The organism is Streptomyces sp. NPDC007164 (genome assembly GCF_040634135.1).
Lineage (GTDB): Bacteria > Actinomycetota > Actinomycetes > Streptomycetales > Streptomycetaceae > Streptomyces > Streptomyces sanglieri.
This window is the reverse complement of sequence record NZ_JBEYFB010000018.1, coordinates 53,356-80,268: the sequence shown is the minus strand read 5'-3', so window position 1 is coordinate 80,268 and position 26,913 is coordinate 53,356. Positions and strand designations below refer to the sequence as shown.

27 protein-coding genes are annotated in these 26,913 nt (G+C 71.0%); 3 read left to right on the top strand and 24 right to left on the bottom strand.

What is annotated here, in order from left to right:
• Nucleotides 1-110: 110 nt before the first annotated feature.
• The 4 genes from ABZ622_RS22755 to ABZ622_RS22740 all read right to left on the bottom strand — a co-directional run bounded on the left by ABZ622_RS22755 (nt 111) and on the right by ABZ622_RS22740 (nt 2,670).
• On the bottom strand, nt 111-959 hold the full coding sequence (locus ABZ622_RS22755) for a DUF3626 domain-containing protein (RefSeq protein WP_360545865.1): 849 nt from the start codon (nt 957-959) through the stop codon (nt 111-113).
• 211 nt (nt 960-1,170) lie between these two features.
• Nucleotides 1,171-2,073, bottom strand: a complete 903-nt coding sequence (locus tag ABZ622_RS22750; RefSeq protein ID WP_360546001.1) for a haloalkane dehalogenase — start codon at nt 2,071-2,073, stop codon at nt 1,171-1,173.
• 1 nt (nt 2,074) lies between these two features.
• Nucleotides 2,075-2,479, bottom strand: coding sequence for a TIGR03618 family F420-dependent PPOX class oxidoreductase (locus tag ABZ622_RS22745; protein ID WP_360545863.1), 405 nt, complete (start codon nt 2,477-2,479; stop codon nt 2,075-2,077).
• Nucleotides 2,476-2,670, bottom strand: a complete 195-nt coding sequence (locus ABZ622_RS22740) for a hypothetical protein (protein WP_360545861.1) — start codon at nt 2,668-2,670, stop codon at nt 2,476-2,478. Before ABZ622_RS22740 ends, ABZ622_RS22745 begins: the two co-directional genes overlap by 4 nt.
• 76 nt (nt 2,671-2,746) lie before the next feature.
• Between ABZ622_RS22740 and ABZ622_RS22735 the strand changes: the two genes are divergently transcribed.
• Nucleotides 2,747-3,349 carry a TetR family transcriptional regulator gene (locus tag ABZ622_RS22735; RefSeq protein WP_360545859.1) on the top strand — a complete coding sequence of 201 codons (603 nt, stop codon included), beginning with the start codon at nt 2,747-2,749 and terminating at the stop codon, nt 3,347-3,349.
• A gap of 30 nt (nt 3,350-3,379) precedes the next feature.
• Here the strand turns inward: ABZ622_RS22735 and ABZ622_RS22730 are convergent, their stop codons facing one another.
• Complete coding sequence (locus tag ABZ622_RS22730) at nt 3,380-4,051, bottom strand: response regulator transcription factor (protein WP_360545999.1); 672 nt, start codon at nt 4,049-4,051, stop codon at nt 3,380-3,382.
• A 307-nt stretch (nt 4,052-4,358) separates the two neighbouring features.
• Nucleotides 4,359-4,856, bottom strand: coding sequence for a MarR family winged helix-turn-helix transcriptional regulator (locus ABZ622_RS22725; protein ID WP_360545857.1), 498 nt, complete (start codon nt 4,854-4,856; stop codon nt 4,359-4,361).
• Between the two features lie 132 nt (nt 4,857-4,988).
• Between ABZ622_RS22725 and ABZ622_RS22720 the strand changes: the two genes are divergently transcribed.
• Together ABZ622_RS22720 and ABZ622_RS22715 are read left to right on the top strand one after the other, a co-directional pair.
• Nucleotides 4,989-6,461: an MFS transporter gene (locus ABZ622_RS22720; RefSeq protein ID WP_360545855.1), complete on the top strand. Its 1,473-nt coding sequence runs from the start codon at nt 4,989-4,991 to the stop codon at nt 6,459-6,461.
• A 12-nt stretch (nt 6,462-6,473) separates the two neighbouring features.
• Nucleotides 6,474-8,018, top strand: a complete 1,545-nt coding sequence (locus ABZ622_RS22715; protein ID WP_360545853.1) for an LLM class flavin-dependent oxidoreductase — start codon at nt 6,474-6,476, stop codon at nt 8,016-8,018.
• 10 nt (nt 8,019-8,028) lie between these two features.
• Here ABZ622_RS22715 and ABZ622_RS22710 read toward each other — a convergent pair whose 3' ends face one another.
• The 18 genes from ABZ622_RS22710 to ABZ622_RS22625 form a co-directional block, all read right to left on the bottom strand.
• Nucleotides 8,029-8,883, bottom strand: coding sequence for a sulfurtransferase (locus ABZ622_RS22710; protein WP_360545851.1), 855 nt, complete (start codon nt 8,881-8,883; stop codon nt 8,029-8,031).
• Complete coding sequence (locus tag ABZ622_RS22705; RefSeq protein WP_360545849.1) at nt 8,876-9,928, bottom strand: LLM class flavin-dependent oxidoreductase; 1,053 nt, start codon at nt 9,926-9,928, stop codon at nt 8,876-8,878. Before ABZ622_RS22705 ends, ABZ622_RS22710 begins: the two co-directional genes overlap by 8 nt.
• On the bottom strand, nt 9,919-11,670 hold the full coding sequence (locus ABZ622_RS22700; protein WP_360545997.1) for an ABC transporter ATP-binding protein: 1,752 nt from the start codon (nt 11,668-11,670) through the stop codon (nt 9,919-9,921). Before ABZ622_RS22700 ends, ABZ622_RS22705 begins: the two co-directional genes overlap by 10 nt.
• A 2-nt stretch (nt 11,671-11,672) precedes the next feature.
• The gene (locus ABZ622_RS22695; protein WP_360545847.1) at nt 11,673-12,596 is read right to left on the bottom strand and encodes an ABC transporter permease; all 924 of its coding nucleotides are present in this window, start codon (nt 12,594-12,596) and stop codon (nt 11,673-11,675) included.
• The gene (locus ABZ622_RS22690; RefSeq protein WP_360545845.1) at nt 12,593-13,552 is read right to left on the bottom strand and encodes an ABC transporter permease; all 960 of its coding nucleotides are present in this window, start codon (nt 13,550-13,552) and stop codon (nt 12,593-12,595) included. The genes ABZ622_RS22695 and ABZ622_RS22690 overlap by 4 nt, the downstream gene beginning before the upstream one ends.
• A gap of 14 nt (nt 13,553-13,566) precedes the next feature.
• Nucleotides 13,567-15,171, bottom strand: coding sequence for an ABC transporter substrate-binding protein (locus ABZ622_RS22685; protein ID WP_360545843.1), 1,605 nt, complete (start codon nt 15,169-15,171; stop codon nt 13,567-13,569).
• Nucleotides 15,172-15,262: 91 nt separating this feature from the next.
• The gene (locus tag ABZ622_RS22680) at nt 15,263-16,180 is read right to left on the bottom strand and encodes an LLM class flavin-dependent oxidoreductase (protein ID WP_360545841.1); all 918 of its coding nucleotides are present in this window, start codon (nt 16,178-16,180) and stop codon (nt 15,263-15,265) included.
• Between the two features lie 96 nt (nt 16,181-16,276).
• Complete coding sequence (locus tag ABZ622_RS22675; protein ID WP_360545839.1) at nt 16,277-17,299, bottom strand: methyltransferase; 1,023 nt, start codon at nt 17,297-17,299, stop codon at nt 16,277-16,279.
• 156 nt (nt 17,300-17,455) lie between these two features.
• Nucleotides 17,456-17,944, bottom strand: coding sequence for a nuclear transport factor 2 family protein (locus tag ABZ622_RS22670; protein WP_360545837.1), 489 nt, complete (start codon nt 17,942-17,944; stop codon nt 17,456-17,458).
• Nucleotides 17,945-17,987: 43 nt separating this feature from the next.
• Nucleotides 17,988-19,532, bottom strand: coding sequence for an FAD-dependent monooxygenase (locus tag ABZ622_RS22665; protein ID WP_360545835.1), 1,545 nt, complete (start codon nt 19,530-19,532; stop codon nt 17,988-17,990).
• A gap of 5 nt (nt 19,533-19,537) precedes the next feature.
• Complete coding sequence (locus tag ABZ622_RS22660; RefSeq protein ID WP_360545833.1) at nt 19,538-20,218, bottom strand: antibiotic biosynthesis monooxygenase family protein; 681 nt, start codon at nt 20,216-20,218, stop codon at nt 19,538-19,540.
• A gap of 60 nt (nt 20,219-20,278) precedes the next feature.
• Nucleotides 20,279-21,754, bottom strand: coding sequence for an FAD-dependent monooxygenase (locus ABZ622_RS22655; protein WP_360545831.1), 1,476 nt, complete (start codon nt 21,752-21,754; stop codon nt 20,279-20,281).
• 1 nt (nt 21,755) lies between these two features.
• Entirely contained in the window at nt 21,756-22,703 is a 948-nt protein-coding gene (locus ABZ622_RS22650; protein WP_360545829.1) for an aromatase/cyclase, read from the bottom strand.
• A 112-nt stretch (nt 22,704-22,815) separates the two neighbouring features.
• On the bottom strand, nt 22,816-23,613 hold the full coding sequence (gene fabG, locus ABZ622_RS22645; RefSeq protein ID WP_360545827.1) for a 3-oxoacyl-ACP reductase FabG: 798 nt from the start codon (nt 23,611-23,613) through the stop codon (nt 22,816-22,818).
• A gap of 10 nt (nt 23,614-23,623) precedes the next feature.
• Nucleotides 23,624-23,893, bottom strand: a complete 270-nt coding sequence (locus ABZ622_RS22640) for an acyl carrier protein (RefSeq protein ID WP_360545825.1) — start codon at nt 23,891-23,893, stop codon at nt 23,624-23,626.
• Between the two features lie 24 nt (nt 23,894-23,917).
• Nucleotides 23,918-25,156 (bottom strand): ketosynthase chain-length factor, encoded by a 1,239-nt coding sequence (locus tag ABZ622_RS22635; RefSeq protein ID WP_360545823.1) that lies wholly within the window; start codon nt 25,154-25,156, stop codon nt 23,918-23,920.
• Entirely contained in the window at nt 25,153-26,424 is a 1,272-nt protein-coding gene (locus ABZ622_RS22630; RefSeq protein ID WP_360545821.1) for a beta-ketoacyl-[acyl-carrier-protein] synthase family protein, read from the bottom strand. Before ABZ622_RS22630 ends, ABZ622_RS22635 begins: the two co-directional genes overlap by 4 nt.
• Nucleotides 26,421-26,750, bottom strand: a complete 330-nt coding sequence (locus tag ABZ622_RS22625; RefSeq protein ID WP_360545819.1) for a TcmI family type II polyketide cyclase — start codon at nt 26,748-26,750, stop codon at nt 26,421-26,423. The genes ABZ622_RS22630 and ABZ622_RS22625 overlap by 4 nt, the downstream gene beginning before the upstream one ends.
• Nucleotides 26,751-26,913 lie beyond the last annotated feature (163 nt).

Here is a 26,913-nt window from a genome sequence, read left to right as displayed (position 1 = left end):
GTGCCGGACGTGCCGGACGTGCCGGACGTGCCGGACGTGCCGGACGTGCCGGACGTGCCGGACGTGCCGGACGTGCCGGACGTGCCGGACGTGCCGGACGTGCCGATTCGTCAGCGGCCTTCCCGAGCGCCCCCGAAACGCGCCAGGCAGTGCCACACCTTCTTGACCGCCTGGGGATCGTGGCGGCCGTCCCGCGCCGCGTCCCCGACGATGCGAGGATCGAGTACGCCGCCGACGGCGAGCCGCGCACCCAGGTCGACGTACTCCTGACCCCGGTAGCCGGGGTGGAGGCGCAGTGTCTCGGTCCCGAGGCGGAAACCCGGGTGCCACTCGACGGGGCAGCCGAGACGCCGCGCCGCGGTCTCGACCGCCGTGCCCCGATAGCACGGGTCCAGGACCAGCGCCTCCACATGACGGTCCAGCAGGACCGGCCCGTGCACCTGGGCCTCGATGTAGTCGTCGAGGTCGTCCTGGCGGTCGGCCAGGGCCAGGCCGATGAGGCCCATGCGGGCCGCGACCCCGAAGTCCGAGGGTTCGAGGAAGCTGTCCGGGTAGCAGAACGTGGTCCGCGCCAGTGTCCCGGCGGTCAGCCGGAAGTGGGCGGAGCCGAACCGCGGTGCGCCTCCGGCCGGCTTGCGGCGGAAGTTCAACGCCCCGTAGACGGGTCGCTCATGAGCGGACGCCGTGTCGTACGCCCCGCCGAAGATCCTGCTCTCCCAGCGCCACCGGTCCCCACCGGGATGGGCGGTCAGTCCCCCGTTACTGGTCCCCGTGACGAACTGGGAGTGGTAGACCCCGTCTTCGGCGAGGGCATCGAGGATCGGCCTGCCGTGCAGCAGGCGGTCCGGGTGGAAGTTGAGCGTCACCCGCAGCGCCGGGTCCAGCGCTGGACCCGATGCGAGCTCCGCGACGTGGTGAAGGGCCATTGCCTGCGGTGTCCGGGACGCGTCGGGGCTCATCCGTGCAGTGTCTCCCAGGCCGAACGGTCGGCACACCTCGATTCCCACCGGCGAACCGGGACGCGGTCGCCGATCGCTTCGGCTGCCCCCGTGCCGGCCTGCCCTCTCATCCGGTCTCTCCCCAGTCCTCTCCCCCGCCCTCTCCTCCGGTCTCTCCTCCGGTCTCTCCCCGGCCGGCACCTTGGGCGGCCCGCCCTCGGCGGCGGGATCCCTACCGGTGCGCCAGCCCATGGCGGCCCGCCCAGGCGTTGATCGCCGAGGCCAGCTCATCGGGGCGGTCCTCCGGGGAGTGGTGGCCGGCGACGCCGTGGCGGGACACCTCCAGGCCCGCGATGTTCTCCTCGCACCAGGCCACCGTCCCCGGGTCGGTCATCGCGCCCGGACCCGGCTCGAACGCGGCGAGCAGCTTGGGGACTTCGGGGCTGGCGGCCAGCCAGGCGTCGTACTGCTCGATGCGGGCCACGACGTCGGCGGGCGCACCATCCAGCGGCATCATGCGCGTCCACGCCAGTACCGGGCGGCGGCTGTGCGGGGTCGGAAAGGGACGACGGTAGACCTCCAGGTCGGCGGGGTCGAGCGGCGTGGCGAGTGTGTCCGGAAGCCCCTCGATGAACAGCGACTTCTCCAGGATCATCTCCTCGCCCACTCCGGGAGCCCGCAGCAGAGCGAACAACTCCCGGCCCGCCGCCGGGAATTCATCGCCGACCAGCGGCTTGACGATCGTCTCGGTGAAGGCGATGCCACGGACACGGTCCGGGAGACGTGCGGCACGGTCGAAGGCGAGCGCGCCGCCCCAGTCGTGGCCGACGAGGACGGCCTCGGAGAGTCCGAGGGCGTCGAACCAGGCGTCGAGGTAGCGGGCGTGGTCGTCGAAGGAGTAGGCGAGATCGGGCTTGCCCGAGTCGCCCATGCCGATGAGGTCGGGGGCAAGCAGGCGGCGGCCGGGCGCGGCCACCCCCGGCAGGACGTTCCGCCACAGGTGGGATGAGGTGGGGTTGCCGTGCAGGAAGACGAACGGCAGCCCGTCGGGGTCGCCGGACTCCCGGTGGTGGATGGTGGAGTCGAGAACGTGGAGGGTGGGCATCGCGGTGTCGTTTCGCTTTCCGTGAGGGATTTCAGAGGTTGAGGGTCAGGACGTGGTCGACGGCGATCTCGATGACGGCCAGGTCCGGAGGGGCGGGCGGGGCCGCGCCGTAGCGGGCGGTGTAGCGGCGGACCGCCTCGGTCAGGCGTACGGGGTCGTCGGTGACGGTGGCCCGGCCTTCGAGGGTGACCCAGCGGAAGCCGTCCGCCTGGCAGAGCGCGACATGGGCCGCCCGGCCGCCCGCCGCCACGTTCCGGGCCTTGCGCGCTCCCGCCCGGGTGGTCACCCGTGCCAGGCCGGTGACCGTGTCGATGGTGAAGCGGACGGGGGTGACGTGCGGGGTGCCGTCGGGGCGCAGGGTGGTGAGGGTGGCCGTGTGGGGGCGGGCGAGGAACGCCTGTGTGGCGGCCGGGAGTTCGGTGGCCGCCCGGCTCACTTGCTCTTCCCCCCCTCGCTCCGGATCGGGATCGGCTCGGCGATGTCCGGCTTCACGGCCGTGGTGATGGCGCCTGCGGCCGTACGGACGTGCCGCCGCTCCGCCGGCTCGTGCGGCATGCTCGCGGCCGGGTCGGGCCCGGTGAGGTGGCGGCCGGCCGGTCCGTCGGCGCCGAAGACTGCGATACGCATGGTGTCGGGCCATCCCTTCGTGTGGTTCGCGGAACGCCCTTGACTGTCCCGGTCACCGAACGCAGGCTCAACGCTGATGAATATCGACGCCCCTGCCTCCGCCCGCACCCGAGGCCGCCCCCGTGGCAATCCGCCGACCCGTGAGTCGATCGTCTCCGCGGCCCGGGCGCTGTTCCTGGAGCGCGGCTACCGGCGCACGACACTGCGCGCGGTGGCCGGGGCGGCCGGGGTCGACCCGGCGCTGATCGCGTACCACTTCGGCTCGAAGAGGGGCCTGTTCGCGGACGTGATGCAGTTCCAGTGCGCCAACGCGCTGGCGGTGGACGATGTCCTCGGCGGCGATCCGGCCACCCTCCCCGACCGCCTGATCGACGCGGTGACCGGCCTGTGGGAGGACTCCGACTTCCGACAGCTCGGCGCCCGGGGCGACGAGGCCGCCGAGGTGATCCGCGAATACCTGGAACACGAGCTGTTGGCCCGGCTTGTTGAATTTCTCGGCGGCCGGGACGCGACCGCACGCGCCACGGCCGTGGTGACGGTCCTCGGCGGCCTCATCTACACCCGCTACCTCAACCCTCTCCCCACCCCGTCGGCCCTCACCGCGTCCGAGACCCGCCGCATCCTCACCCCGGCACTGCGCGCGGCACTGGCCCCGAGGCCGCGCACCGCCGCGGCATGAGTACGGGCGCGGATAACGAGAAATGGAAATTCAAGCATTTCCCAGCTTGAACCCCACGCCGCGCACGGTAATGATCCAACCACTTCCACCGAGTTTCCCGCGGAGGCTGCTGACATGGGTGTCCACGGTCCGCCGGGACCACGAATCACCCCACACCTGCTGTAATAGCCGTTTGCGCGAGATGACGGTGTCGGGATGTGAAGCGAGGAGGCAGAGAAGATCGAACTCCTTGCGGGTCAGCCCCACTTCCTGGCCGTCCAGACTGACTTCGCGGGATTTCACGTCGATGTGCAGCGGGCCGTGGTCGATTGCCTGCCCCAGCCGGCGTTGGGTCCTCACCCGTCGCATGACGGCGTCGATACGGGCCATCAGCTCACGGAACCCGTACGGCTTGACCAGATAGTCGTCCGCGCCGGCCTGGAGGCCGAGCACCCGGTCCAGTTCTGAGCCGCGAGCAGTGACGACGATCAACGGGACGCAGCTCACCGAGCGGATGGCCTTGCACACCTCCAGGCCGTCGAGGTCGGGGAGTTCGAGGTCCAGCAGGACCAGATCCACGCTCTCGTGGGCTTCCAGGGCCGCACTGCCCCGGTCGACGGCGGCCACTTCGTGGCCGTGCCGGCGCAGCCCTTCCTCCAGTGCGCAGGCGTCGCCGACGTTGCTTTCGACTATCAGAATGCGCCAACCGCCGGATACGGGCATTCCCGCGTGCAACGTGCCCGGCAGGATTTCGGTCACCGATCGCCGCACCGGCGCCGATCCGGCCTCGCCCTGCCGACCGGGTATGGGAGGCCTCGGCAGGACCTCTGACGATCTTTGCGTCATGCTCTCCCCCGGCAGGTCAGATCAAGTTCGTTGTACGAAGCGAAACTTGAGCACAAACATACAAACCTGCGGTACCGAATTCAAAGACTTTACCAGTGAATTCACTGTTACAGTCATATGAAGCGGCATTCGACCCACCGACCCCAAAAGCACCTTTCCGTAATTCTGTCCTGCGGTTCCGCTTTCAGGCGCGCGTCCGGTCGTCGGTGTCCACCAGCCGGCGCAGCAGCGTCGTCAGCGTCTCCCGCTCCTCCTGGGTGAAGCATCCGAGGAAGGAGTCCTGGGACTGCTCGGCCACCAGCCACAGCCGGCGCTGGAGCGCCACCCCTTCGTCGGTGAGCTCGACCAGTTGGCGGCGCCGGTCGGCTCGGTCGCGGGTGCGGTGCACCAGCCCCCGCTCCTCGATCATGTCGAGATAGCTCCCCAGGTGGCTGCGCTGGAATCCGAGCCGGTCCGCCAGTACGTGCTGGGGCAGCGGGCCGAAGTCCGAAAGCGCGGTCAGCGCCGCGAAGTGCGGCAACCGCAGCCCGTGTCGGCCCACCGCTTCCACCAGGGCGTCGTGACCGATGCGCGCCGCGTGGCCGGCGAGGTACGAGGGCAGCGCCAGCAGGCTCGGCGGGCGGCGCGCCGCCTGCGCCTGGCCGACCGTGCCGCCCGGACCGCTTTCAGGGGTTTCGCTCATGCGTTCACGATACCGGAATATAGTGGCTGGACGTAAGAATGACGTCATGGAATGATTCCATGGTGATACCAGTTCGGCGCCCCGCGTTCCTGGACTGCGGACGGCGGCGCCCATTTCCCGGAGGACCGCTCCATGACCGACACCCCCGCTTCGCAGGCCGAGAACCCGGCCACCGGAGCGCGAGGCGGCACCGCCGCCCCGTTCGCCGCCCTGCTCCTCGCCGTACTCTCCTTCTCGCTGATGCAGACGATGGTCGTGCCGGCACTGCCCGACCTCCAGCGCGAGTTCGACGCCTCCACCACAAGCGTCTCCTGGGTGCTCAGCTCCTTCCTGCTCACCGCCTCGGTGGCCACGGCGCTACTGGGACGGGTCGGCGACATGTTCGGCAAGCGCCGGGTGCTGATCGCCAGCCTCACCGTCTTCGCCGCCGGCACCCTGCTGGCCGCCCTGTCCGATTCGCTCCCCCTGCTGATCGCGGCCCGCGCGGTGCAGGGGGTCGGATCGGCCGCCTTCCCCCTGGCGTTCGGCATCGTGCGCGACCAGTTCCCGTGCGAGCGGGTACCCGTGGCGATCGGGCTGATCTCCTCCACGTTCGGCATCGGCTTCGGAGTCGGGCTGGTCATTCCCGGGCCGATCGTCGACGCCCTGAACTGGCACTGGATCTTCTGGCTCGGTCTGGCCGTGATCCTGCTGGGCATCGCGGCCGTCGCCGCGTTCATCGAGGAGTCCCCGGTCCGCTCCCCCGGCCGGATCGACTGGGCGGGGGTGGTCCTGCTGAGCGGCGGTGTCGTGGGACTGCTGCTCGCCATCAGTGACGGCAAGTCGTGGGGCTGGGCCTCGGGCGGGGTGATCGGCCTGTTCGCCGGCGCCGCCGTATTCCTCGTGGTGTTCGTCTACGTCGAGACCAAGGTGCGCGAACCGCTCATCGACATCGAGCTGCTGCGCAGGCCCGCCGTGCTGACCAGCCACGTCACCGCGCTCATCATCGGCTTCGGCATGTACGGCGCCTTCACCCTGGTACCGCTGCTCGCCCAGACCCCCTCGGAGGCCGGTTACGGCTTCGACGCGTCCGTGACCGAGTCCGGTCTCTTCATGGTGCCGATGGCGGTGACCATGCTGATCGCGAGTCCGCTCGCCGGACGGATCGGCGCGGCGACGGGCTGGAAGCTGCCGCTGGTGCTGGCGTGCCTGATCGGTGTGGTCGGCTTCATCATCTACGCCGGGGCGCACGACACCGAATGGGCGATGTACACGGGCTCGGCGGTGCTGGGCATCGGTGTCGGCTTCGCCTTCGCCGCCCTGGCCAATCTCGTGGTCAGCGCGGTCGACCGGAGCCAGACCGGCCAGGCGACCGGCATCAACACCATCATGCGCACCATCGGTGGCTCGCTCGGCGCGCAGATCGCCGCGTCGCTCGTGGCGTCCAGGACGATCCCCGGCACCCGGGTACCCGCCGAGTCCGGCTACACCACCGCGTTCGTCATGTCGGCGATCGCGCTGGGGGTCGCGACCATCGCCGCCCTCGCGGGGCCCGGAAAGCTGTGGCACAGAGCTGCGGCACCCGCCCCCGCACCCGCACCCGGCAGTGGCCGGTCCGCAGCCTAGGAGTTCGCGTACATGCCTGACTACGGACACGACCTCCTCTTCGGCACGGTCCTGGTGCCGGCCGCGGGACACAGCGCCGACGCGGTGGCCCTGGCCCGGGTCGCCGACCGCTCCGGTCTCGATCTGGTGAGCGTGCCGGACCATCCGTACCGGCCGGACCTGCTCGACGCCTGGACGGTGCTGGCGGTCATCGCAGCGTCCACCACCCGGGTACGGGTCTTCCCCAACGTCGCCAACCTCCCGCTACGACCACCGGCCATGCTGGCGCGTGCCGCCGCCGGCCTGGACCTGCTCAGCGACGGCCGAGTCGAACTGGGCCTGGGCGCAGGGTCGTACTGGGAGGCCATCGCAGCCGACGGCGGGCCGCGCCGCAGTCCCGGTGAGGCACTCCGCGCGACCCGCGAGGCCATCGAGGTCATCCGGGGGCTGTGGACCTCGGACCGCCCGGTCCACATCGACGGCAAGCATTACGGTCTCGACGGCGCCTCCCCCGGTCCCGCCCCCGCGCACCCCATCGGGATCTGGGTCGGCGCCGTCGGTCCCCGGATGCTGAGGCTGGTCGGGGAGACGGCCGACGGCTGGCTGCCCAGCGCCCCGCACGTACCACCGAACCGCCTCGCTGCCGGGCATCGCATCGTCGACGAGTCCGCGGCCTCGGCGGGCCGGGCGCCGGCGGCGGTGCGCCGGCTGTACAACCTCTCGCCGGGGCCGGGCGGCTTCCCCCGGGGAGCGCCGGACGCGTGGCCCGAGCAGTTGGCGGCGCTCACCCTGGAGCACGGGACGAGCGCGTTCCTCCTGCCCGCGCAGCAGCCGGACCTGATCCAGATGTTCGCCGAGGAGGTGGTGCCCGCCACCCGTGAACTGGTGGCCGCCGGACGCGGCCGGGCGGCAGCTCTGCCGGACCTGCGGAACCAACGACCGGACAGGATCCGGGCGGCGACCGCCACCTCCGCGGACCGTCTCTCCGTACGGCCCGCACCGGCCCCCGGTGTGCGCCGGTCCACCGAGCGGCTGTGGGACGAGTCGACCCGCCCCACCGGACCGCCCGCCGACCCCGGACGGCGCTACCCGCACCGCGAACAGGAGCCGGCCCGCAACCTGGTCGCAGCGCACGACCAGCTCCGCGCCGATCTCGAACGGCTCGGCGAGGTGGTGCGGGAGGTGCTGGCCGACACCCGCGATCCGGGCGGGGCCCGGTCCGAGATCCAGAAACTGAGCCTGCGTCAGAATATCTGGACGCTCGGCGCCTACTGCGCTTCGTACTGCCGGGTGACCACCGTGCACCACACCCGGGAGGACCAGGATCTCTTCCCGTACCTACGCGATTCCGATCCGCTTCTCGGCCCGGTGCTCGACCGGCTCACCGAGGAGCATCACGCCATACAGGGCGTGATCGAGCGGATCGACCGCGAGCTAGTCGCCTTCGCGGGCGACGAGACGGGCCGGGACGGGCTGCGGGCGGCCATGGACCTGCTCACGGACACTCTTCTGTCGCACCTCGCGTACGAGGAGGGTGAACTGATCGAGCCGATGGCCCGGTTCGGCACCGGCTGGTGATCCCCGCCGCCTACTGTCCGGGTTCCTGTCCCGTCGCCACCGGCCGGGAGAGGTCCGCCGACCAGGCGGACCAGGAGCCCGGGTAGAGGGCGGCGCCGGTGATTCCGGCGTGTTCGAGCGCCAGCAGGTCGTGGCAGGCGGTGACCCCGCTACCGCAGTAGACGACGACCTCCACCCCCTCGCGCACTCCCAACTCCTCGTAGCGTTCCCTCAGTTGCATGGGCGTGGCGAAGGTCCCGTCCGCCGTGAGGTTGGCGCTCCAGGGTGCGCTGCGGGCGCCGGGGATGTGGCCGGAGCGGATGTCCGTCGGCAGTACGGTGTCGCCCGAATACCGGTCGGCGGCGCGGGCGTCCAGGACGACGGCGTCGCCCGCCGCCACCTCTTCGGCGCTCCGCAGGGCCTCCGCCGGCCACTCGACCGGGGTCAGCCACGCCTCGGGGAGTATCACATCACCGGTCTCCGTACCGTCGGGCCAGCCGGCCAGACCGCCGTCGAGGAGGGCGGCGGACCTGCCGGTGCGGCGCAGCAGCCACACCAGCCGGGCGGCGTACGGGCCGCCGTCGGCGTCGTAGGCCACCACCGCCGTGCCGTCCCCGATGCCGAGCTCGCCGAGCGCCCGCGCGAAGTCGGCCGGGTCGGGCAGCGGGTGCCGCCCGCCGGTCTCGTCGGGCGGCGCGGACAGGACGGTGTCGACGTCGGCCCAGACCGCACCGGGCAGATGTCCGGCGAGATAGGCGTCGTGGCCGCTGCGGCCGTCCAGGAACCAGCGCACATCGACGAGCACGAGGCTTTCGCGGTGTTCGCGCACCCAGGCGGCGTCGACGACGGGCGGCGGGGCGAGTTCGCGCATCTCCTTGTCAGGCACCGGCTGCCACCGTTCCCGAGCCGAGTCCCGCGACCTGGGGCAGCACTTCGGCGGCGGTGAGCTCGGTGGCCGCCCGTACCTGCGCGTAGGGGATGCCGCCCACATCGATGGCGAGCAGATGCAGATCGTGGCCCCACAGCTCGTGCAGCCGGCCCAGCTTGTCGACGACCTCGGCGGGGCTGCCGCAGATCGCGGGCCCGTTGGGGCCGATGTACGTGTCGAAGTCCGGCGGAGTGGAAAAGTGTGTGTTGCCGGGCTTCTTCACGGTCAGATAGTTGTTCATGTACGAGGCCCACAGCGAGCGTGCCCGCTGGGACGACTCGGCGACGAAGACATGGCTGGCAGCGCCCAGCCTGCCGGGCGGGTCGGTGCGCCCGCTCTCGCTCCACAGGGTGCGGTAGGAGTCGAAGACCGGCGCGAACACCCCCGGCGCGCGGGCGGTGGTGCCCACCACCAGTGGCAGTCCGTGGTCGACGGCGAGATGCACGGACTCCGGCCCGACGCCGCCGCTGATCCAGATCGGCGGACGGGACTGGAGCGGCCGGGGCTGAACGGTGACTTCGTTCAGCGGCGGTCGGAACTCGCCCTGCCAGGTGACGCGCTCCTCGGTCCACAGCCGCAGCAGCAGCTCGGTGTTCTCGCGCTTGCGCGCCGCTTTCGTCTCCGGAGCCTGGTCGAAGACCGCGTACGGCTCGGGGAAGAAGGAGCCGCCCGCCATGAGTTCCAGCCGGCCGCCGGACAACAGGTCGACCAGGGCGTAGTCCTCGGCGACCAGGATCGGGTCGCGGTTGGCCACGAGTGTGGTGCCGGTGGCGAGCCGGATCGTCGATGTGTGCTCGGCTATCGCTGCCAGCACCAGTGCGGGCGAGGGGATCACGTCCCGCTCACCGAAGTGGTGTTCCCCGATGGTGTACCAGGCGAAGCCGGCCTCCTCCGCCTCGGAGGCGGCGCGCACCACGTCCCGCAGCCGCTGCTGCTGGGTGAGGGCCTCGCCCGTGAGCGGGTCGGGGAGAAGGCTGCCGAAGGTGATGAGCCCTAGCTCCATGAGGTGTCCTCCGTTGCGCTGTTGATGCGCCGGTCGCCGGGGACGGCGGCCAGCAGTTCCTTGGTGTAGGGGTGGCTCGGTGAGCGCAGCAGCTCGTCGGCGGGGCCGCTCTCCACGATCCGGCCGTCGCGCATGACGGCGATCCGGTCGCTGACCCGGGCGACGACCGCCAGGTCGTGGGAGATGAAGAGATAGCTCAGGCCGTGCCGCTCCTGGAGGTCGATGAGCAGCTCCAGGATGCGGGCCTGGACGGTGACGTCGAGTGCGGAGACCGGCTCGTCGCACACCAGGAGTTCGGGTCCGAGGGCCAGCGCGCGGGCGATGGCGACCCGCTGGCGCTGCCCGCCGGACAGTTCGGCCGCCTTGCGGCGCTCGGTTCCCGCGGGCAGTGCCACGTCGGCCAGCAGGCGCCGCACGGTCCCGCCCCGCTCGTCCTTGGCGCCGATGTGGTGGTTGCGCAGCGGCTCGGTGAGCAGTTCCTCGACGGTGAAGCGGGGGTTCAGCGAGGCGTAGGGGTTCTGGTAGACGAACTGGATGCGGCGGTGCAGGGCGCGGCGGGCGGCTCCCCGTACGGTGGTGACGTCGGCGCCGTCCAGCAGGACCGTGCCGCTGTCGACCCGTTCCAGGCCGAGGATCATGCGCGCGGTGGTCGACTTGCCGGATCCGGACTCGCCGACGAGACCCAGTGTTTCGCCTCTGCCCAGCTCGAATCCGACGCCGTCGACGGCCGTGCGCGAGCGGCGCCGGGACAGGGCCGCGCCCCGGACGGGGAAGGCGCGGGTCAGCCCGGTCACCCGGAGCAGCGGAGCCGCCGTGGCAGCCGTTGCCTCCGCGGCCGCGGAGTCGCGTGACGCGTCCGGCGGCTCGGTTGTGTCGGTGCCGTCGGTGCGGTTACGGCGCGGTGCTCGCGCTGTGATGGTGGGTGCGTCGGCCAGCAGCCTGCGCGTGTAGGGGTGCTGGGGATCGGTGAGCACCTGCTCGGTGGGGCCCGCTTCGACCACCCGGGCCTGTGACATCACCACCATGTGCTGGGCGCGGTCGGCCACCACGGCGAGATCGTGGGTGATCAGAAGCATCGCGGTGCCGCTGGTGGTCACGACGCCCTGGAGGTGGTCGAGGATCTGCCGCTGCACCGTGACGTCGAGTGCCGACGTGGGTTCGTCGGCCACCAGCAGACGCGGCCGGGCGGCGGTGGCGATGGCGATGAGGACGCGCTGGCGCATGCCTCCGGACAGTTCGTGCGGGTACTGGCGGGCCCGTTGCGCCGGGTCGGGCAGCCCGGCCTCGGCCAGCAGGTCGACGGCTCGGGCCGTGGCGTCCCTGCGGGTTGCCGGACCGTGTACCCGGAGCACCTCGGCGACCTGGCCGCCGACCGGTTTGACGGGGTCGAGGGAGAGGCCGGGATCCTGCGGGATCAGTCCGATGCGACGCCCTCGCACCTCCCGCCAGGCGCGCTCGCCGAGTCCGGTCAGCTCCTCGCCCTGGAGGCGGACCGAGCCGCCCAGGACGCTGCCGCCCGCGGGCAGCAGTCCGATCAGCGCGTGGGCCGTGCTGCTCTTTCCCGAGCCGGATTCGCCGACGACGGCGGTGATCTGGCCTGCGGCGGCCGTCAGGTCGAGGCCGTCGACGGCGATGTGGGTGCCGTCGGAGGTGCGGTAGCCGATCCGCAGGCCCCGGACGGCCAGCAGTGGGGTGTCGGTCCGTTCGGCCGGCGGCGCTGTGCCGGGAGCCGGGTTCACCACGTTCACCGGTTTCTCCCTTCTGCTTCCAGCACCCGCGAGAGCCGGTTGGCGGCGAGTACGACGACGGTCACGGTGAGACTGGGCAGGGTGGTCAGCCACCAGGATGTGGCCAGGTAGTTACGGCCTTCGGCGACCAGTGCTCCCCACTCGGGGGCCGGCGGTGGCTCCCCGTAACCGAGGAAGCTGAGGCTGGAGATGGCGAGGACGACCAGGCCGAAGTCGAGGGCGGCCAGGGCGAGTACGGGGCCGATCGCGGCGGGCAGGATGTAGCGGGGCAGGATGCGCCACCACCGGGTGCCGCAGAGGATCGCCGCCTCGACGTACGGTGCCGTCCGCACCCGCAGCACTTCGGCGCGCATGACTCGGGCGAAGGCGGCGACACTGGTCACACCGATCGCGATGGCGACCTGTCCGGTGCCGAAGCCGAGCGCGGTGATGATGGTGAGCGACAGCAGCACCGGCGGCACCGACAGCATGATCTCGACGATCCGCATGATGACGGCATCTGCCCAGCGGCCGAAGAAGCCGGCGACCAGGCCGAGCACCACCCCGCCCACCAGTGCGATCAGGAGGGCGGCGGCGGTGGCGCGCAGCGACAGGGACGCGCCGTGCACCACTCGCGCGTAGATGTCGCGGCCCAGCTGGTCGGTCCCGAAGAGGTGTTCGGTGCCGGGTGGCTGGAACCGCTCGCCCGGAATCCCGGTGAGCGGACTGCGGCCGGTGAACCACTCGGGTACGACGGCCCAGCCGAGGACCAGCAGGAGCACCAGGACGGAGAGGGTGACGCCCGGCGAACGCAGGGGCGCGCCCAGTGTTCGCCGGATCCGTGCGGGTTGCCGGGCGGGCTGCCGCTCGTCCTGGATCTGCGCGGGTCCGGGCTCCCGTGCCGGCCCTGGTGCGACGGGTGTCTTCGTCGGGTTCGTCATGTGGTCACCAGCCGCCCCGTCGAGCGGATTCTGGGATCGAGCACCGGGTAGACCAGGTCGATCAGCAGATTCACCACCGCGAAGGCGAGGGCGGCGACGACCACAACCCCCTGGACGACGGGCAGATCCTGGGCCGAGACGGCGGACTGGGTGATGCGGCCCATGCCGGGGCGTGAGAACACCGTCTCGACGACGACGGCGCCGCCGATCAGAGACCCGACGAGCAGGCCGACCACGGTCACGGCCGGGACGGCCGCGTTGCGCAGCCCGTGCCCGAACAGCAGCCGGGCCCTGCCCGCCCCGGTGGCCCGCACGGTGTCGGCGTACGGCTCCTGAAGGGTGGTGTGCAGGCTCTTGCCCAGCACCTGCGCCACCAGTGCGCACCCCGGGATCGCCATGGTGCAGGCGGGAAGGATCAGGCTCTGCACACCGCTGTTCCCGAGTGAGGGAAAGAGGTGCCATTGGAAGGACAGCAGCTGGATCAGGATGAGCCCCACCCAGAATGACGGCAGCGATACCGCGAACGATGGGATGGACCGCAGGAGTTGGCGCAGCACGGGGCTCGCGGTCAGGTTGGCGGCCACGCCGATGAGGGTGCCGAGGACCAGGGCGAGCACCAACGCGAGGCCACCGATCTGGAGCGTCGGGGGAATCGCGTCGGCGATCATCCGGGAGACCGGCTGCCCGCTCTGGAGGGACGCGCCGAAGTCACCGTGCACCGCGTCGGCGAGCGCCGATCCGTACTGGGTGATCAGCGGGCGGTCGAAGCCGAGTTCCGCCCGTGTCCTGGCGATCTGTTCGGGCGTCAGTCCAGCGAAGCCGCCGCGTCCGCTCAGCATGAGTGCCACCGGATCGCCGGGCAGCAGACGCAGCGCGGCGAAGGTGAGCGTGAACGCGGCCCAGACGACGAACAACGCGCGCAGTATCCGGGTGACCGCGTAAAGGGCCGTGTTCACAGATGCCCCTTCCCTCAGCCGAGCCAGGCGTCGTGCAGGTCGAACCGGTTGGAGGCGTCGAGTCCGAAGCCCTTCACCGTGTCGGACACGCCGTGGACCTGGGCACCCTCGTACAGCGGAACGGTGTCGGCGTGGTCGAGGATCCACTCGACCGCGTCGGTCACGGCGGTCTGGCGGGTCTTCTCGTCGGTTGCCGAGACCTGCTGCTCCAGGTAGGTGTCGAGCCTGCCGGCCGGCAGGTGCCAGAGGTTGTCGCCCTTGCTGTGGAAGATGTTGCGCAGGATGTCCGGGTCGGCGCGCGTCACACCGACGGCGGTCAGGTCGAACTGTCCCTTCTGCTGTTGTTCGACGTAGACGGGCGGTGCGACGGGCTTCAGCTTCACATCGACGCCGATCTTGCGAAGCTGCTGCTGCACGGCCTCGTCGGCGGGCGGCATCGGTGCGGGTATCAGCCAGGTGAGGGCGAGCGGTCTGCCGTTCTTCACCCGGATGCCGTCCTGGCCGGGCTTCCAGCCCGCGCTGTCCAGAAGGGCCTTGGCGCCCTCGGCGTCGTAGCGCAGCTTGTCCGAGAAGTCCTTGTAGTACGGGGTGACCGACGACAGCACGCTGGTGGCGGGCTTGTAGGAGGAGCTGAAGACGGAGTCCACGAGGCCCTGCCGGTCAATGCCCTTGAGCAGTGCCGCGCGGACCTTGTAGTCGGCGAGTATCCCCTTGTGGTTGAGGGAGAGCGGCGGCACGAGGCCGGGGCCCGGCGCCGACAGGATCCTGAAGCCGTCGCCCTTGAACTGGGCCTCGTCGGTGGGCAGAAGGGCCTTGGCGATCTGGACCTGTCCGGAGGTGAGGGCGCCGGTGCGGGCCCCGCCCTCCGGGATGAAGGAAAACTTCACCTCGTCGAAGTGTGCCGCGCCCTTGTTCGTGGCGATGGCGGACGGCCAGGCGTAGTCCTTGCGCTTCTTCAGGACGGCTTCCTGGTTGGTGGTGTAGTGGTCCAGGACGTACGGGCCGGAGCCGATGAACTTGCCGCGGCAGCGTTCGGCGGCCGGTGCGGTGAATGTCGCGGGCGACAGGATGCCCAGGCCGACGGTCGATGTCGCCTGGAGGAATTGGGCGTTGGCCGTGTCGAACTTCACCGTGAGCCGGTGCGTGTCGGTGACGGTGGTGCCCCGGTAGCCGATCAGATAGCCGGGGGCGCCGTTCGCCGGCAGTTTCACCAGGTTGTCGAAGGTGGTCTTCACCGCTGCCGCGTCGACGGGCTTGCCGTCGCTGAAGGTCGCGCCGTCGCGCAGTACGAAGGTGAAGGCGCTGCCGTCCGCGCTGGTGGTGAAGGACTTCGCCAGCCAGGGCACGATCCTGCCCGTCTTCGGGTCCTGGTAGGTGAGCCCGTCCACCATGGAGCGGGAGATGTCCACCGCGCCGACCTGCCCGGTCTGCTGTGGGTCCAGGCAGCTCGGGTCCGCCTCGCTGCCGACCAGCAGCGTGCCACCGTCACGCGGTGTGCCGTCGCCCTTGCCGCCCGCGCCGGTCCCCTCGCCCGAACAGGCCGCGACGGGCAGAACGACCGCGAGCAGTGCGATCGCGAGACGGAGCCGGGGGCGCGGGCCGGTGGTTCTTGTGGACATCTGAGGCCTCTCTGGAATGTGCGGTGGTGCGGACGTGCGGGGGAAGCAAGGAGACGGGAGGTTGTGGCGCTCTGCGGCCGGCGACGGGCCGTCAGCCCTTGGCGACCGCCTCACGGACGGCGGGCACGATCTCCTCGGCCCAGCGGCCGAGGCCGATCTGTCCCGAGGGGTCGCCGGAGGCGAAGTACACGAATCCGGAAGCGCCGTGTTCGAGTACGGCTCCGGTCAGCTCGGTGATCCACTGGGCGACGGATCCGCCGAGCCACCGGCCGGACCGGTCGCGGGGGGCGACGGCGGCCGAGTCGGTGATGCGTGCGGGCAGATTGAAGACGGTGGCGATGTCAGCGGGGTCGCGTCCGGCGGCGCGGGCGGCCTCGTCGATGAGGGGCCGCGACGACCGGTAGCGGTCGCTGTGCCAGTCCGCCGCGTTGCCGGGTATCCAGCCGTCGGCCGAACGCCCGGTGACGGCCAGGGACCTGGGCCCCACGGAACCCGTCCAGATCAGTGGCGCCGGGCCTGGCGCCGGATCCAGCGCGGCGATCCGGGTGAACTCGCCGTCCAGGGTGACGGGCGCACCGCCGCCGCCGGACAGCGCCCGGACCAGGCCGATCGCTTCCTCCAGGGCGCGTACGGCGGCGGCCGGGTCGAGCCGGGTGGCACCGAAGCGCACGATGTCGTCCCAGTACCCGCCCGCGCCGAGACCGAGAACGATCCGGCCTCCGGTGAGAGCGGACAGCGTCGAAAGGGTACGGGCCAGCAGGGGCACCGGGCGGGTCGGCAGATTGGTGACGGTGGTGACGCCCGTGATGTTCCGGGTCCGGCCGAGGAGCAGCGCGAGCGTGCTGTAGGCCTCCAGCCGGTCGCCGTAGTACGGGTGGTCGGACAGGGCGAAGAAGTCGAGCCCCGCCCGGTCGGCGTACTCGACGCTGCGCACGACCTCCGGCGCGTCGGCGACCGCGACCCCAGGTCCGATTCCGAACCACAGCTTGTGTGTGAGCCGTTCTGGCATGGCTGGTGCCTACTCTCTTTCCTTGTGCTGGTTACGGGAGAGCCCGCCCGGCGCCGGAGGTGACGCGGACCCGGCGAGTCCGGCGCCGGGCGGATGTCAGGCGCGTACGGCCTCGACGACGCTGCAGTGTCCGCCCGGCACGATGCGCGACAGTTTGAGGCCCGACTCGGCCAGCAGGGTCTCGAACTCGGCGGCGGTGCGCTGCCGGCCGCCGGCCACCACCAGCATGTCGAGATCCATCAAGGAGACCGTGGGCGAGGGCCGGGGCCGGTCCGGCAGCACCGCCTCCACCAGCAGGACATGCCCGCCGTCGGTCAGCGCGTCCCGGGCGTTGACGAGGATGCGCCGCGACTGCTCGTCGTCCCAGTCATGGATGATGTTGGACAGGATCACGGCGTCGGCGCCGGCCGGTACGGAGTCGAAGAAGTCTCCGGGGACCAGCTCGGCCCGGTCGTCCACACCGGCGTCGCGCAACGGCGCTCCCGCGCCCGCGATGACCTCGGGCCTGTCGTACAGGACGCCGCGGCTGCCGGGTGCCGATGCCAGTACGGCGGCCAGCAGGGCGCCGCGCCCGCCGCCCGCGTCCACGACGGTGGCGAACCTGCCGAAGTCGTAGGCGGCGACGACGGGAGCGATGATCTGCCGGGACGCCTCGGTCATGGCCCGGTCGAAGACGCCGAGCACATCGGGGTGGTCGTGGAAGTAGTCCCAGACGGGTTTGCCGAGCACTTCGGTGAACGCGGTGCGACCGGTGCGTACGGCGTCGGCGAGACCGGCCCAGGCGTGGCGTTCGGCGGGCAGTCCGGTCCAGATGGCGAAGTTGCGCAGACTGCTCGGGCTGTCGGCGCGCAGAGTGCTGCCCAGCTCGGTCAGCTCGAAGACCCTGCCGTCGTGTTCGGTGAACAGACCGATGTCGGCGCCGGCCCGCAGCAGCCGGTGGAGACTGGGGGCGTGCGTGTCAGTGGCTGTGGCGATCTCGGCGACCGGGCGCGGCCCTTCGGCGAGGACGTCGGCGACGCCGAGTTCGGCCGTGGCGCTGACCGCCTGGGCGAGCCAGCCGGCGGTGATGATCTGCAACACCTGTGCGGGCAGCGGCAGTTCGTTGGAGCCTGGGGGCATGGCGGAGCTTCCTCCTCGGTACCGGGGGTGGCCGGTGGGTTGGGACCGGGACGCACCGACAGGCCCGGATGAAGTCTGTTCCGGGTCGTTGGGCGGTACAAGGCGCGCCGGTGTCAGGTCTTTGTGCGCTATGTCAGAGCTCTGCAGGTTCCGAGGTCAGTGGCCCGGGGCGCCCTGCGGGCCCTGCCCTTCGTGCCACACCAGGTCGAAGACGAAGCGGTTGATCCGCCAGCCGTCGGCGGTGCGGACGGCGTCGGCCTCGTAGTGGCCGCCGATGGTGAAGTGGGTGCCGGGTTCGGCGGCGTTACGTACGTGTACGGCGGTCAGGTGGGCCCGGATCCTGGCCCGGTCGCCGTCGAGGTCGACGGTGTGGTTGGAAGCGGTGTGATGGGTGCGTTCGAACGTGGTGCGGGCCAGTTCCTGGAACTCGGCGAGGCCCGCCGTCCCCTTGTACTCGCCCATGGGGAAGGTGAGACGGACGTCGTCGGTGAAGACCGAGCCGAACCAGTCGTCCCGGTTCCGGTCCCGGTCGAGGTGGGTGACGTAGCGGTCGCCGAGGGCGGTGAGTTCGGCCCGGTCCCTGAGGTCGCGGAGCTCGGCCCGCAACGCGGCCACGGTCTCTTCGGTGGTGGTGACGGCACTCATGCCGGATCTGCCTTTCGGGTGGGTGCTGGGGACGGTCGAGCCATCACGCGTCCCCCGTCCGGGAGGCCGGCCGGGCGGGCGGACCGAACCAGCGGTGCAGGGCGGCGCTGAGTCCTTCGCCCCCGGTGGCGGCCGAAACCCAGGCCGTGTGGCCGTCGGGGCGTATCAACAGGGCGGCCAGTCCGGCCAGTTCGTCGTCCCGGTCGTCGAGCGGCTTCGGGGTCGCCGTGGTGGCGGCCACCCGGTCGTGCCAGGGTGCGACGGCCGTCCGCACCGCCGGGTCGTCGGCGAGGTCGAGCAGCACACCGCGTGCGGGGCGCAGGAGCCGGGTGGTGCTGGTCTCCCCCGCGGGCCCGACCAGTACGCGGGGCGCGACGCGCCGGCCGAGCAGCGGATGGTCCCCGTCGAGGTCGTATCGGGTGTCCAGCCCGCTGACGAAGCCGGCCAGGTGGCGTTTGACGTCGTCGTACTCGATGAGTTCGGCGAACAGGGCACGCAGTGGGTCCGACTCGCGGCCGCCGAGGAAGACCGTCCCCTGGGCGCGGGTGTTGGCCAGCAGCCTGGCGCCGGCCGGGTGCCGCTCGTCGTGGTAGGTGTCCAGCAGTGTGCCGACAGCGGTGCCGCGGATCACGGCGGCGAGTTTCCAGCCGAGGTTGACGGCGTCCAGGATGCCGGTGCTCATCCCCTGGCCGCCGGCCGGCAGATGGACGTGGGCGGCGTCCCCGGCGAGCAGGACCCGGCCGCGCCGGTACGTGGACGCCTGGCGGGTGGCGTCGGTGAAGGAACTCACCCACTGGGTCCCGGCGTCGGCGATGTCCTCACCCGTGAGCCGCAGCCATGCTTCCGCCACCTCCGCGAACGTCACGGGCGCCGCGTCCTCGCGGGGCGTTGCGCCGTCCGGGCAGACGATGATGCGGTCCACCCCGTCGCCCAGCGGGGCCGCCATCACCATGCCGTGCTCCAGTCGTTCACCGAGGGGGCGGGGGCGCAGCGAGCGGCCCACCACATCGGCGAGGTACATCACTCGGGAGGCGGGTGTGCCGGGGAAGTCGATTCCGGCCGCCGCGCGCACCGGGCTGTGGCCGCCGTCGGCGCCCACGAGGTACGCGGCACTCAGCCGTCGCGGGCCTTCGGGCGTCCGTACGGTGATCTCCACCGCGCGGTCGTGGGGCCCGGCCCCCCGGTGCGACCGGGTGAACTCCCAGCCGCGGTGGATGACGGCGCCGAGACCGGTCGCCCATGTCTCCAGGACCGACTCGGTCAGCGACTGCGGTATGCCACGGGCTCCGAAGTGGGCGCCCGGCAGCACGGTGTAGTCGAACCGCACCCCGCCGAAGTGGCCCACCGGGCTGATGTCCGGTGTCTCGCCCTGCCCGAACCGGGGCAGCAGACCCCGCTGGTCGAACGCCTCCATGGCGCGGGCCGTGAAGCCAAGGCCCCTGGACTGCCCGGTGGGCGCTGCCAGCCGTTCCACGACGGTGACGCGGGCTCCGCCCAGACGCAGTTCGCCGGCGAGTGTCAGCCCGGTGGGTCCCGCGCCGACGACGATGACGTCGGTGTCCCGGACGGGCTCTTCCTCGGGTGTCATCCCGGTCAGTCCTTCGCCGACCGGGAGTGGGTCACCCGGTAGGTGTTGGCCTGGCGGCCGGTGACCAGGGAGCGCGCACGGTTCCTGCCGTCGCGGATGCCGGCGGGGCGTTCCTCCTCGGGCAGTGTGTGGAAGGCGTCGTAGAGTTCCTTGCTCTCCCACTGGGCGTAGTTGACGACGAAGGTGCCGTCCACACCGCGGAAGTAGGTGTGCGACCGGTAGCCGGGCACCGTCTTGATCCACTCGTCGGGCTCGGTGAGTGTGTCCAGGAGTTTCCGCTGGTCCTCGGGTTTCGTGTCCAGCACGATCAGTACGGTGTAGTCGTCACGCCGCGGCGAGATCTCGATGCCGCCATCCAGTGAGGGGTGGTGCTGGGTGAAGGCGAGTTCGGTCTTCAACAGCCTTACGGTCCGGGCGAGTTTGTGGAAGAGCGGCACGGTCCCGCGCCGGAACTTCTGTCCTTCGTAGCGCGCTTGGAGATCGGCGGCGCTGCGCCACTGGATGTAGTTGACGGTTCCCGGTTCGTCGACGCCGGCGTGCAGCGTCGAGGAGATCCAGCCGGGGTAGTCGGCGTTGTCGATGATGTCGCGCATCGCGTCGAGCACGTCCTCCTGGAGCGGCGCGGTGTCCGTCTCGAAGAGGTTGAACACGGTCAGATGGCCGTCGTCGGGCGAGATCAGAGGCATGGCAGGGGATTCCCTTCGGGTGCGGTCTGCGGGTACGTACGTGCGCCGGGCGGCCCGGGGTCAGGCGCGGCCGAACCAGCGGGTCAGTGCCTCCGTGGGTCCCTCCCGTGGCGGTGTGTCGGACGGGTCCGTCCATACGACGTGGCCGTCGGGCCTTACGAGAGTCCAGCCGGCGCCGTCCGTCCCGGGGTGCGACGGAACCGGCGTGGCGAAAGGGATGCCAAGGCCGCCGGGAGCGGGTCCGAGGACGCGCCCGGGGTCCGGGCCGGGGCCGAGCAGCAGGCCCCGGCCGGAGCGCAGTACCTCCGTACTGGTCGCCCCGCCCGACGCGGACGCCGCCAGCGGTGTCTCCGGCAGCCGGGCCCCGACGAGCGGGTGCGACGGACCACCGACGTCGTAGCGGATGTCGAGTCCGCTGATCGTGGCGGCGAGATGGGCACGTACGTCTTCGTGGGCGATCAGTTCGGTGATCAGGGTGCGAAGCGGCTCCGCCTCGGGGCCGCCGAGCAGCAGCATGGCCTGGGCCTGGATCGCCCAGAGCACGCGTCGGCCGGTCGTGTGCCGTTCGGTGTGGTAGCTGTCGAGCAGCTCGGGGTGGGCGCGGCCGGTGACCTCGGCGGCCAGTTTCCACCCCAGGTTGAAGGCGTCCTGAAGGCCCAGATTGAGCGCCTGGCCCCCGATGGGCAGCTGCCGGTGCGCCGCGTCCCCTGCGAACAGGACGCGGCCATGCCGGTAGTGCGCGAGCTGACCCGCCGCATCGCCGAACGCGTTCGCCCACAGCGGGGTGCCGCCGCTGATGTCCTCGCCGGTGACCCGCTTCCACGCCTGTGAGATCTCGCCGAAGGTGAGCGCGCCGGTACGGTGCGGCGGCCGGACGCCGTGCTCGTGCACCATGATCCGGGTCACTCCGTCGGCCCGCCGGGCCGCGATGGCCAGGCCGTCCGGCCGCCGTTCGAACCTCCGGTCGGGCACCTTGATTCCCTCGACATCGGCTCGCAGTAGTTCGCGACGTGCCTGGTGGCCGGGGAAGTCCGCGCCGATGAGGTCGCGGACGGTGCTGTCCTCGCCGTCGCAGGCGACGAGGTGGGTGCCGCGCACCAGTACGGGACCGTCGTCGCCGGATGCCTCGGCCTCGACGTACTCCCCCGTGTCGGTGACCGCCCGTACCTCGTGGCCACGCCGGATCTCGGCGCCCAGCCCGGCCGCCCACCGCCCCAGCAGCCGTTCGGTGTCGAACTGCGGCACCTTCCACTGGCCCGGGAAGCTGCTGGGCAGCGTCAGGTCGAGCGGAATTCCGGCGAAGTGTCCACGCGGGTCGTTCGGCGGGACGGGAATCCCGTCCAGCAGCCCCCGGCTGTCGAGGATTTCCATGGTGCGGGCGTGCAGGGTCGACGCACGCGAATCGGTGGTGGGCGCCGCACGCCGTTCCAGTACGACGACTTGCGCGCCGCCGAGACGCAGTTCCCCGGCGAGCAGCAGCCCGACCGGTCCCGCGCCGACGACGACGACCTGGGTGTCCAGGCGGTTGCCCGGCACGTCAACCCCGCTCTCCGGCGAGGCCCTCGGCGTACTCCTTGGCGTGGCCGAGGGTGGCCAGGCTGTTGGTGGACAGGGCGGTGTGCACGTACTTCCGGGCGTCGTCCGTGGTGGCCTCGGGCCCGAGGACGGCGGCGATGTTGCCGGTGTTGAGGGTGACCGTGTGCTGGGAGGAGGCGACGGCGCCGTTCGCGGTCTCCTCGAAGGTCCAGATTCCGGTGTGCAGGGTGAGCAGCGCCGGCAGGGTGACCTGTTTGTAGGCGATGCGGTGATGGGGAAACGTCACGCGGTACGACTTGGTGGTGTGCGTGGATCCGTCCTTGGCCCGGGTGTCCATCTCCAGTGTCTGGAGGCCGGGGGTGTCCTCGGTGAGGCGTACGGACGCCACGTGCGGCAGCCGCTCGGCCCATCGGCCGGCCTCGTCGACGAAGTCGAAGAGGTCCTTCGCCCCTCCGGTCACGGTCACGCTGTCGGTGAAGGAGAACGTCAGGTCCTCGGCGGCGTGCGCGGCTTCCACGTTGGTGCGCAGCGCGGCCAGTTCCGATCGGCTGTTGCGGTCCACCGCGTCGTCGATCCAGGCGAGACCGGCCGGGTCGTCGTCGACGGCACGGTAGTCGTGCAGCAGCCGTACCCGGGAATCCCGCTCGCCGAGCGGTTCGATGATCCAGGCACCGCCCATCGCGGCGACCGGCGGTGCGCTGGTCTCCTGCCGGAAGGTGATGCGCAGACCGTCCGGGTCCAGGGTGCGGCGCGAGGTCCAGTTCTTCGCCTCGTCGCCCGCCGTGGCCCAGATCCGGATGCGTTCCTCGTCGCCGCTCCGCTCGACCTGGTCGACGTGGATGGTGGGCGGGAAGATCCGGGGCCAGTTCACCACTTCGGCCAGTAGGCGATAGACGGCCGGCGCGGGCGCGCCGACGGTGATCTCGTGCTCGACCTCACGGGTCGTCATGGTCGCTTCTCCTCGATGGGTTCGGTGACGATCGGAGCTTCGGTGGCGATTCGGAGCTGGGAGTCCCGGTGAGTGGGTCCGGGTGACTGAGATCCGGGCGAGTGGGGCCGGCTCAGAAGTTGCCGAGGCCGCCGCAGACGTTCAGTGCCTGTGCCGTGATGGAGGCGGCGGTGTCCGAGGCGAGGTAGCCGACCAGGCCCGCGACTTCGTCGGGCGTCGAGTACCTGCCGAGCGGGATCTTCGCCCGGAACTTCTCCAGGATCGCGTCCTCGGTGGTGTCGTACGCGGCGGCGTAACCCTGCCGGACCCGCTGCGCCATCGGTGTCTCGACGTACCCGGGGCAGACTGCGTTGACGGTGATCCCGGTGGGGGCCAGTTCGTTGCCGAGGGCTTTGGTGAAGCCGACCACGCCGTGCTTGGAAGCGGAGTAGGGGGCGCCGAGCACCACGCCCTGTTTGCCGGCCGTGGAGGCGATGTTGATGATGCGGCCCCGCTCCTTTTCGCGCAGGCCGCCGGAGGTGAGGACTTCGCGGGTGAGCCGGAACACGCTGGTGAGGTTGGTCTCGATGACGTCCTCCCACAGCTCGTCGGGGATGTCGGCGGTGACGCCGCCGCCCGAGCGGCCCACGTTGTTGACGAGTACGTCGATCGTGCCGAACCGGTCGACGGCGGCGCGGACGAATGCCCGTACCGCTTCGGCGTCCCGGACGTCGACGACCGAGCCGGACACGTCGAGCCCCTCGGAGGTGAGTTCCTTGACGGTGGCTTCGACGTTCTGCGCGTCGCGGGCGCCGATGAACACGCGGTGCCCCTGGGAGCCGAGCAGCCGGGCGACGGCCAGGCCGATTCCGCTGGTGGCCCCGGTGACAAGAGCGACGCGGCCGGCCCCGGCCGTGGTGGTGTCGGTCATGGTGGTCCTCTCAGGCCGTTCGGGAGACGGTCAGCAGTTCGTTGACAGCGCCGATGAGGGCGCGCGGTGTGACGGCGTTGGTCAGCACGTCGTCGTCGAGGTCGATGCCGTACGCGCGCTCGATGCGTCCGCCGGTCTCCAGCAGGGCCAGCGACTCGTAGCCGAGTGCTTCGAACTCGGTGTCCAGGACGTCTCCGTCGAAATCGACGCCCTCTTCGACACCTGCGGCCTCCAGGAGGATCTGCTTGAGATCGGCGAGGGTGAAAAGCTCGGCAGACAAGGGAAAGTCCTTCCGGTGGGGTGATCAGTGGCCGGGGCCGGACGACGCGGGGGCTCGCAGCACGACGGCGGAGTTGAAGCCGCCGTGGCCACGGGCCAGTACCAGCGCGGTACGCAGCACGGCGTTGCGCGACCGGTCGACCACGAGGTCGAGGTCGTAGTCGGGTGAGAGCCGGACGTTCACCGCTGCGGGAATCACACCGTCGCGCAGAGCGAGCAGTGCGGTGGCCAGGTCCAGCGGTGCGGCGCCCGAGTAGAGCCTGCCGGTCATCGTCTTGGGCGCGCTGACCGGGACGCCGCGCGGCCCGAACACCGCGACGAGCGCGTCGGCCTCGGCGCGGTCCAGCTCCGGTTCGGCGGCCGCGTCGGCGAAGACGACGTCGATGTCGGCCGGGTCCACCGCCGCGTCGGCCAGGGCCAGTTCGACGGCCTTGCGCAGTGCCGGCGGACGCCCGCTGCCGGGTCTCGGATCGAACGTGGCACCGTATCCGGCGACCTCCCCGTAACTGCGCGCGCCTCGTTCCCCGGCCGCTTCGGCGTCCTCCAGGATCAGGATCGCGCCGCCTTCGCCCGGCACATGGCCCTGGGCGTCGCGGTCGAAGGGGAGGTAGGCGCGGCCGGGATCCTCGCTGGTGCTGAGGCGTCCGCTCGCCAGCTGCGCGACCCAGCCCCATGGGCACAGGGAGGCGTCGACGCCTCCCGAGACGACCAGCCGGGTGCCTCTGCGGATCTGCCGACGGGCCAGGGCGACCGCGTCGAGCCCGCCTGCCTGATCGCTGACGACGACCCCACTGGGTCCCTTCATGCCGTTACGGATGGAGATCTGGCCGCTGTTGACGGCGTAGAACCAGGCGAACGACTGGTATGCGGAGACGTACTGGCTGCCCCGGCTCCACAGATTGCGCAGTTCGTTCTGACCGAACTCGAAGCCGCCGGACGCGCTCGCCGTGACGACACCCATGTCGAAACCCGCGAGCTCACCGGGGCGTACGCCCGCGTCGGCCAGTGCCCAGTCGGCTGCGGCGAGAGCGATCCTGGTCATTCGGTCGGTCTGCGGGATGAGCCGGCTCGGCAGATGCTCCTCGGCGGCGAACCCGGATATCTCACCGGCCAGCTTGGCCGGGTAGCCCGACGGGTCGAAGCGGGTCAGCCGGCCGATGCCGCTCGCGCCGCCACGCGTGGCTTCCCAGTGGTCGCGCGCCCCGAGTCCGTTCGGGGAGGCGACGCCGAGCCCGGTCACCACGACGGAGGTACGTGTGCTCACACCAGTCTCCTTTCCGGGCCTGCCAGCACCATCGCGCTCTGAAATCCGCCGAAACCACTGCCCACGGTGAGGACCACGTCCGTCAGCTGGTCGCGTGCGTCGAGCGGCACGTAGTCGAGGTCGCACTCAGGGTCGGGCGTGTGGAGGTTGGCCGTCGGAGGCACCACGTCGTACTCCATGGCCAGCACCGAGGCGGCGATCTCGATGGAGCCGATGGCGCCGAGGGAGTGGCCCACCATGGACTTGATCGAGCTGACCGGCGTCCGGTAGGCGTGCGCGCCCAGGCTCCGCTTGAACGCGGCGGTCTCGTGACGGTCGTTCTGTTTGGTGCCCGAGCCGTGCGCGTTGATGTAGTCGATGGCCTCGCCGGGCAGCCGCGCCTCGTCGAGTGCGACCCGGATGGCCTCGGCCATCTCAGCGCCGTCCGGGCGCAGTCCGGTCATGTGGTAGGCGTTGGAGCGGGTCGCGTATCCGGCGATCTCGGCGTAGATGTGCGCGCCTCGCCTGCGGGCGCTGTCCAGTTCTTCCAGGACGAACACGGCTGCGCCCTCGCCCAGCACGAATCCGTTGCGCGTTCCGTCGAAGGGGCGTGAGGCGTGCGCCGGGTCGTCGTGGCGTGGTGTGGTGGCTTTGATGGCGTCGAAGCAGGCCATGGTGATCGGAGAGATCGGCGCGTCCGACGACCCGGCGACCATGACATCGGCCGAGCCCTCCCGGATCAGCTCGGCCGCGTAGCCGACCGAGTCGATTCCGGAGGTGCAGCCGGTGGAGATCACGGCGCTGGGGCCTTCGGCACCGACCGCCCAGGCCACCTCGGCGGCGAAGGAACTGGGTACGAGATGGTTGTAGAGGTGCGGCGCCGCGTACCGGTGGTCGACCAGGTCGAGTCGACCGCCGTCGCTGACGACGCGGTACTCCTCGTCGAGGCCCATCGTGGCGCCCACCGCGCTGCCGACGGTGACGCCGGTCCGGTACGGGTCGAGGCCGCCGAACTCGACACCGCTGTCGGCGACCGCACCGCGCGCCGCGACCACGGCGAACTGCGCGGCGCGGTCCATCCGGCGGATCTCCTGCGGGGTCAGGCCGTGTTCGTACGCGTCGAAGTCGATCTCGGCGGCGACGCGCGAACGGAACGGCGTGGGGTCGAAGAAGGTGATGCCACGGGTCGCCGTACGGCCCTCGCTCAGCAGGTTCCAGAAGTTCTTGGCACCGACACCACCGGGGGCGAGGACTTCCAGGCCGGTGATGACGACGCGGCGGGCACTCACGCGGACCCCTCCCAGGAGTAGAAGCGGGACGCCATCGCGTCGGCCGGGGAACGCCAGGTCGCGGGGTCGTACGCCTCGATGAACGGCTTCAGGTCGTTGCTGATGCCGATGAACCGCGGGTCGCTCCTGGCCGCCTCGATCAGCGCGCCGCCGTTGTCCTCGTCGAAGTCCTGGAGGTGGAAGTACAGGCCTTGGTAGGAGAAGAGCTGGCGCCGCCGTGTGCCCATCCGGTGCGGCATGTCGGTGGCGTCGAAGTCGGCGAACAGCCGGGCCACATCCGTGCTCGCGCCTGGTTCCAGTCTCGCGACGATCAAGGTGCTGTGCATGCGTACCCACTCCTCATTCATGTAATGTGCATGACATTTCACACTCGTGCCGCGACGCATGCCGCAACTCACGCCGCGCCCGCGCCGCAACACATGTCGCGACTCACGCCGCGCCCGGAAAGCCCCGAGTGAACACACCGACCCGCGGCTCCAAGGTTCATCG

Bases quoted from the DNA above. Each gene is read 5' to 3' on its own strand.
- ABZ622_RS22680 (WP_360545841.1), bottom strand. From the start codon at position 16,180: ATGCCAGAACGGCTCACACACAAGCTGTGGTTCGGAATCGGACCTGGG.
- ABZ622_RS22695 (WP_360545847.1), bottom strand. From the start codon at position 12,596: ATGACGAACCCGACGAAGACACCCGTCGCACCAGGGCCGGCACGGGAG.
- fabG (WP_360545827.1), bottom strand. From the start codon at position 23,613: ATGACCGACACCACCACGGCCGGGGCCGGCCGCGTCGCTCTTGTCACC.
- ABZ622_RS22740 (WP_360545861.1), bottom strand. From the start codon at position 2,670: ATGCGTATCGCAGTCTTCGGCGCCGACGGACCGGCCGGCCGCCACCTC.
- ABZ622_RS22725 (WP_360545857.1), bottom strand. From the start codon at position 4,856: ATGAGCGAAACCCCTGAAAGCGGTCCGGGCGGCACGGTCGGCCAGGCG.
- ABZ622_RS22705 (WP_360545849.1), bottom strand. From the start codon at position 9,928: ATGGAGCTAGGGCTCATCACCTTCGGCAGCCTTCTCCCCGACCCGCTC.
- ABZ622_RS22720 (WP_360545855.1), top strand. From the start codon at position 4,989: ATGACCGACACCCCCGCTTCGCAGGCCGAGAACCCGGCCACCGGAGCG.
- ABZ622_RS22685 (WP_360545843.1), bottom strand. From the start codon at position 15,171: ATGTCCACAAGAACCACCGGCCCGCGCCCCCGGCTCCGTCTCGCGATC.
- ABZ622_RS22730 (WP_360545999.1), bottom strand. From the start codon at position 4,051: ATGCCCGTATCCGGCGGTTGGCGCATTCTGATAGTCGAAAGCAACGTC.
- ABZ622_RS22735 (WP_360545859.1), top strand. From the start codon at position 2,747: ATGAATATCGACGCCCCTGCCTCCGCCCGCACCCGAGGCCGCCCCCGT.
- ABZ622_RS22660 (WP_360545833.1), bottom strand. From the start codon at position 20,218: ATGCCTCTGATCTCGCCCGACGACGGCCATCTGACCGTGTTCAACCTC.
- ABZ622_RS22670 (WP_360545837.1), bottom strand. From the start codon at position 17,944: ATGAGTGCCGTCACCACCACCGAAGAGACCGTGGCCGCGTTGCGGGCC.
- ABZ622_RS22675 (WP_360545839.1), bottom strand. From the start codon at position 17,299: ATGCCCCCAGGCTCCAACGAACTGCCGCTGCCCGCACAGGTGTTGCAG.
- ABZ622_RS22665 (WP_360545835.1), bottom strand. From the start codon at position 19,532: ATGACACCCGAGGAAGAGCCCGTCCGGGACACCGACGTCATCGTCGTC.
- ABZ622_RS22625 (WP_360545819.1), bottom strand. From the start codon at position 26,750: ATGCACAGCACCTTGATCGTCGCGAGACTGGAACCAGGCGCGAGCACG.
- ABZ622_RS22715 (WP_360545853.1), top strand. From the start codon at position 6,474: ATGCCTGACTACGGACACGACCTCCTCTTCGGCACGGTCCTGGTGCCG.
- ABZ622_RS22755 (WP_360545865.1), bottom strand. From the start codon at position 959: ATGAGCCCCGACGCGTCCCGGACACCGCAGGCAATGGCCCTTCACCAC.
- ABZ622_RS22650 (WP_360545829.1), bottom strand. From the start codon at position 22,703: ATGACGACCCGTGAGGTCGAGCACGAGATCACCGTCGGCGCGCCCGCG.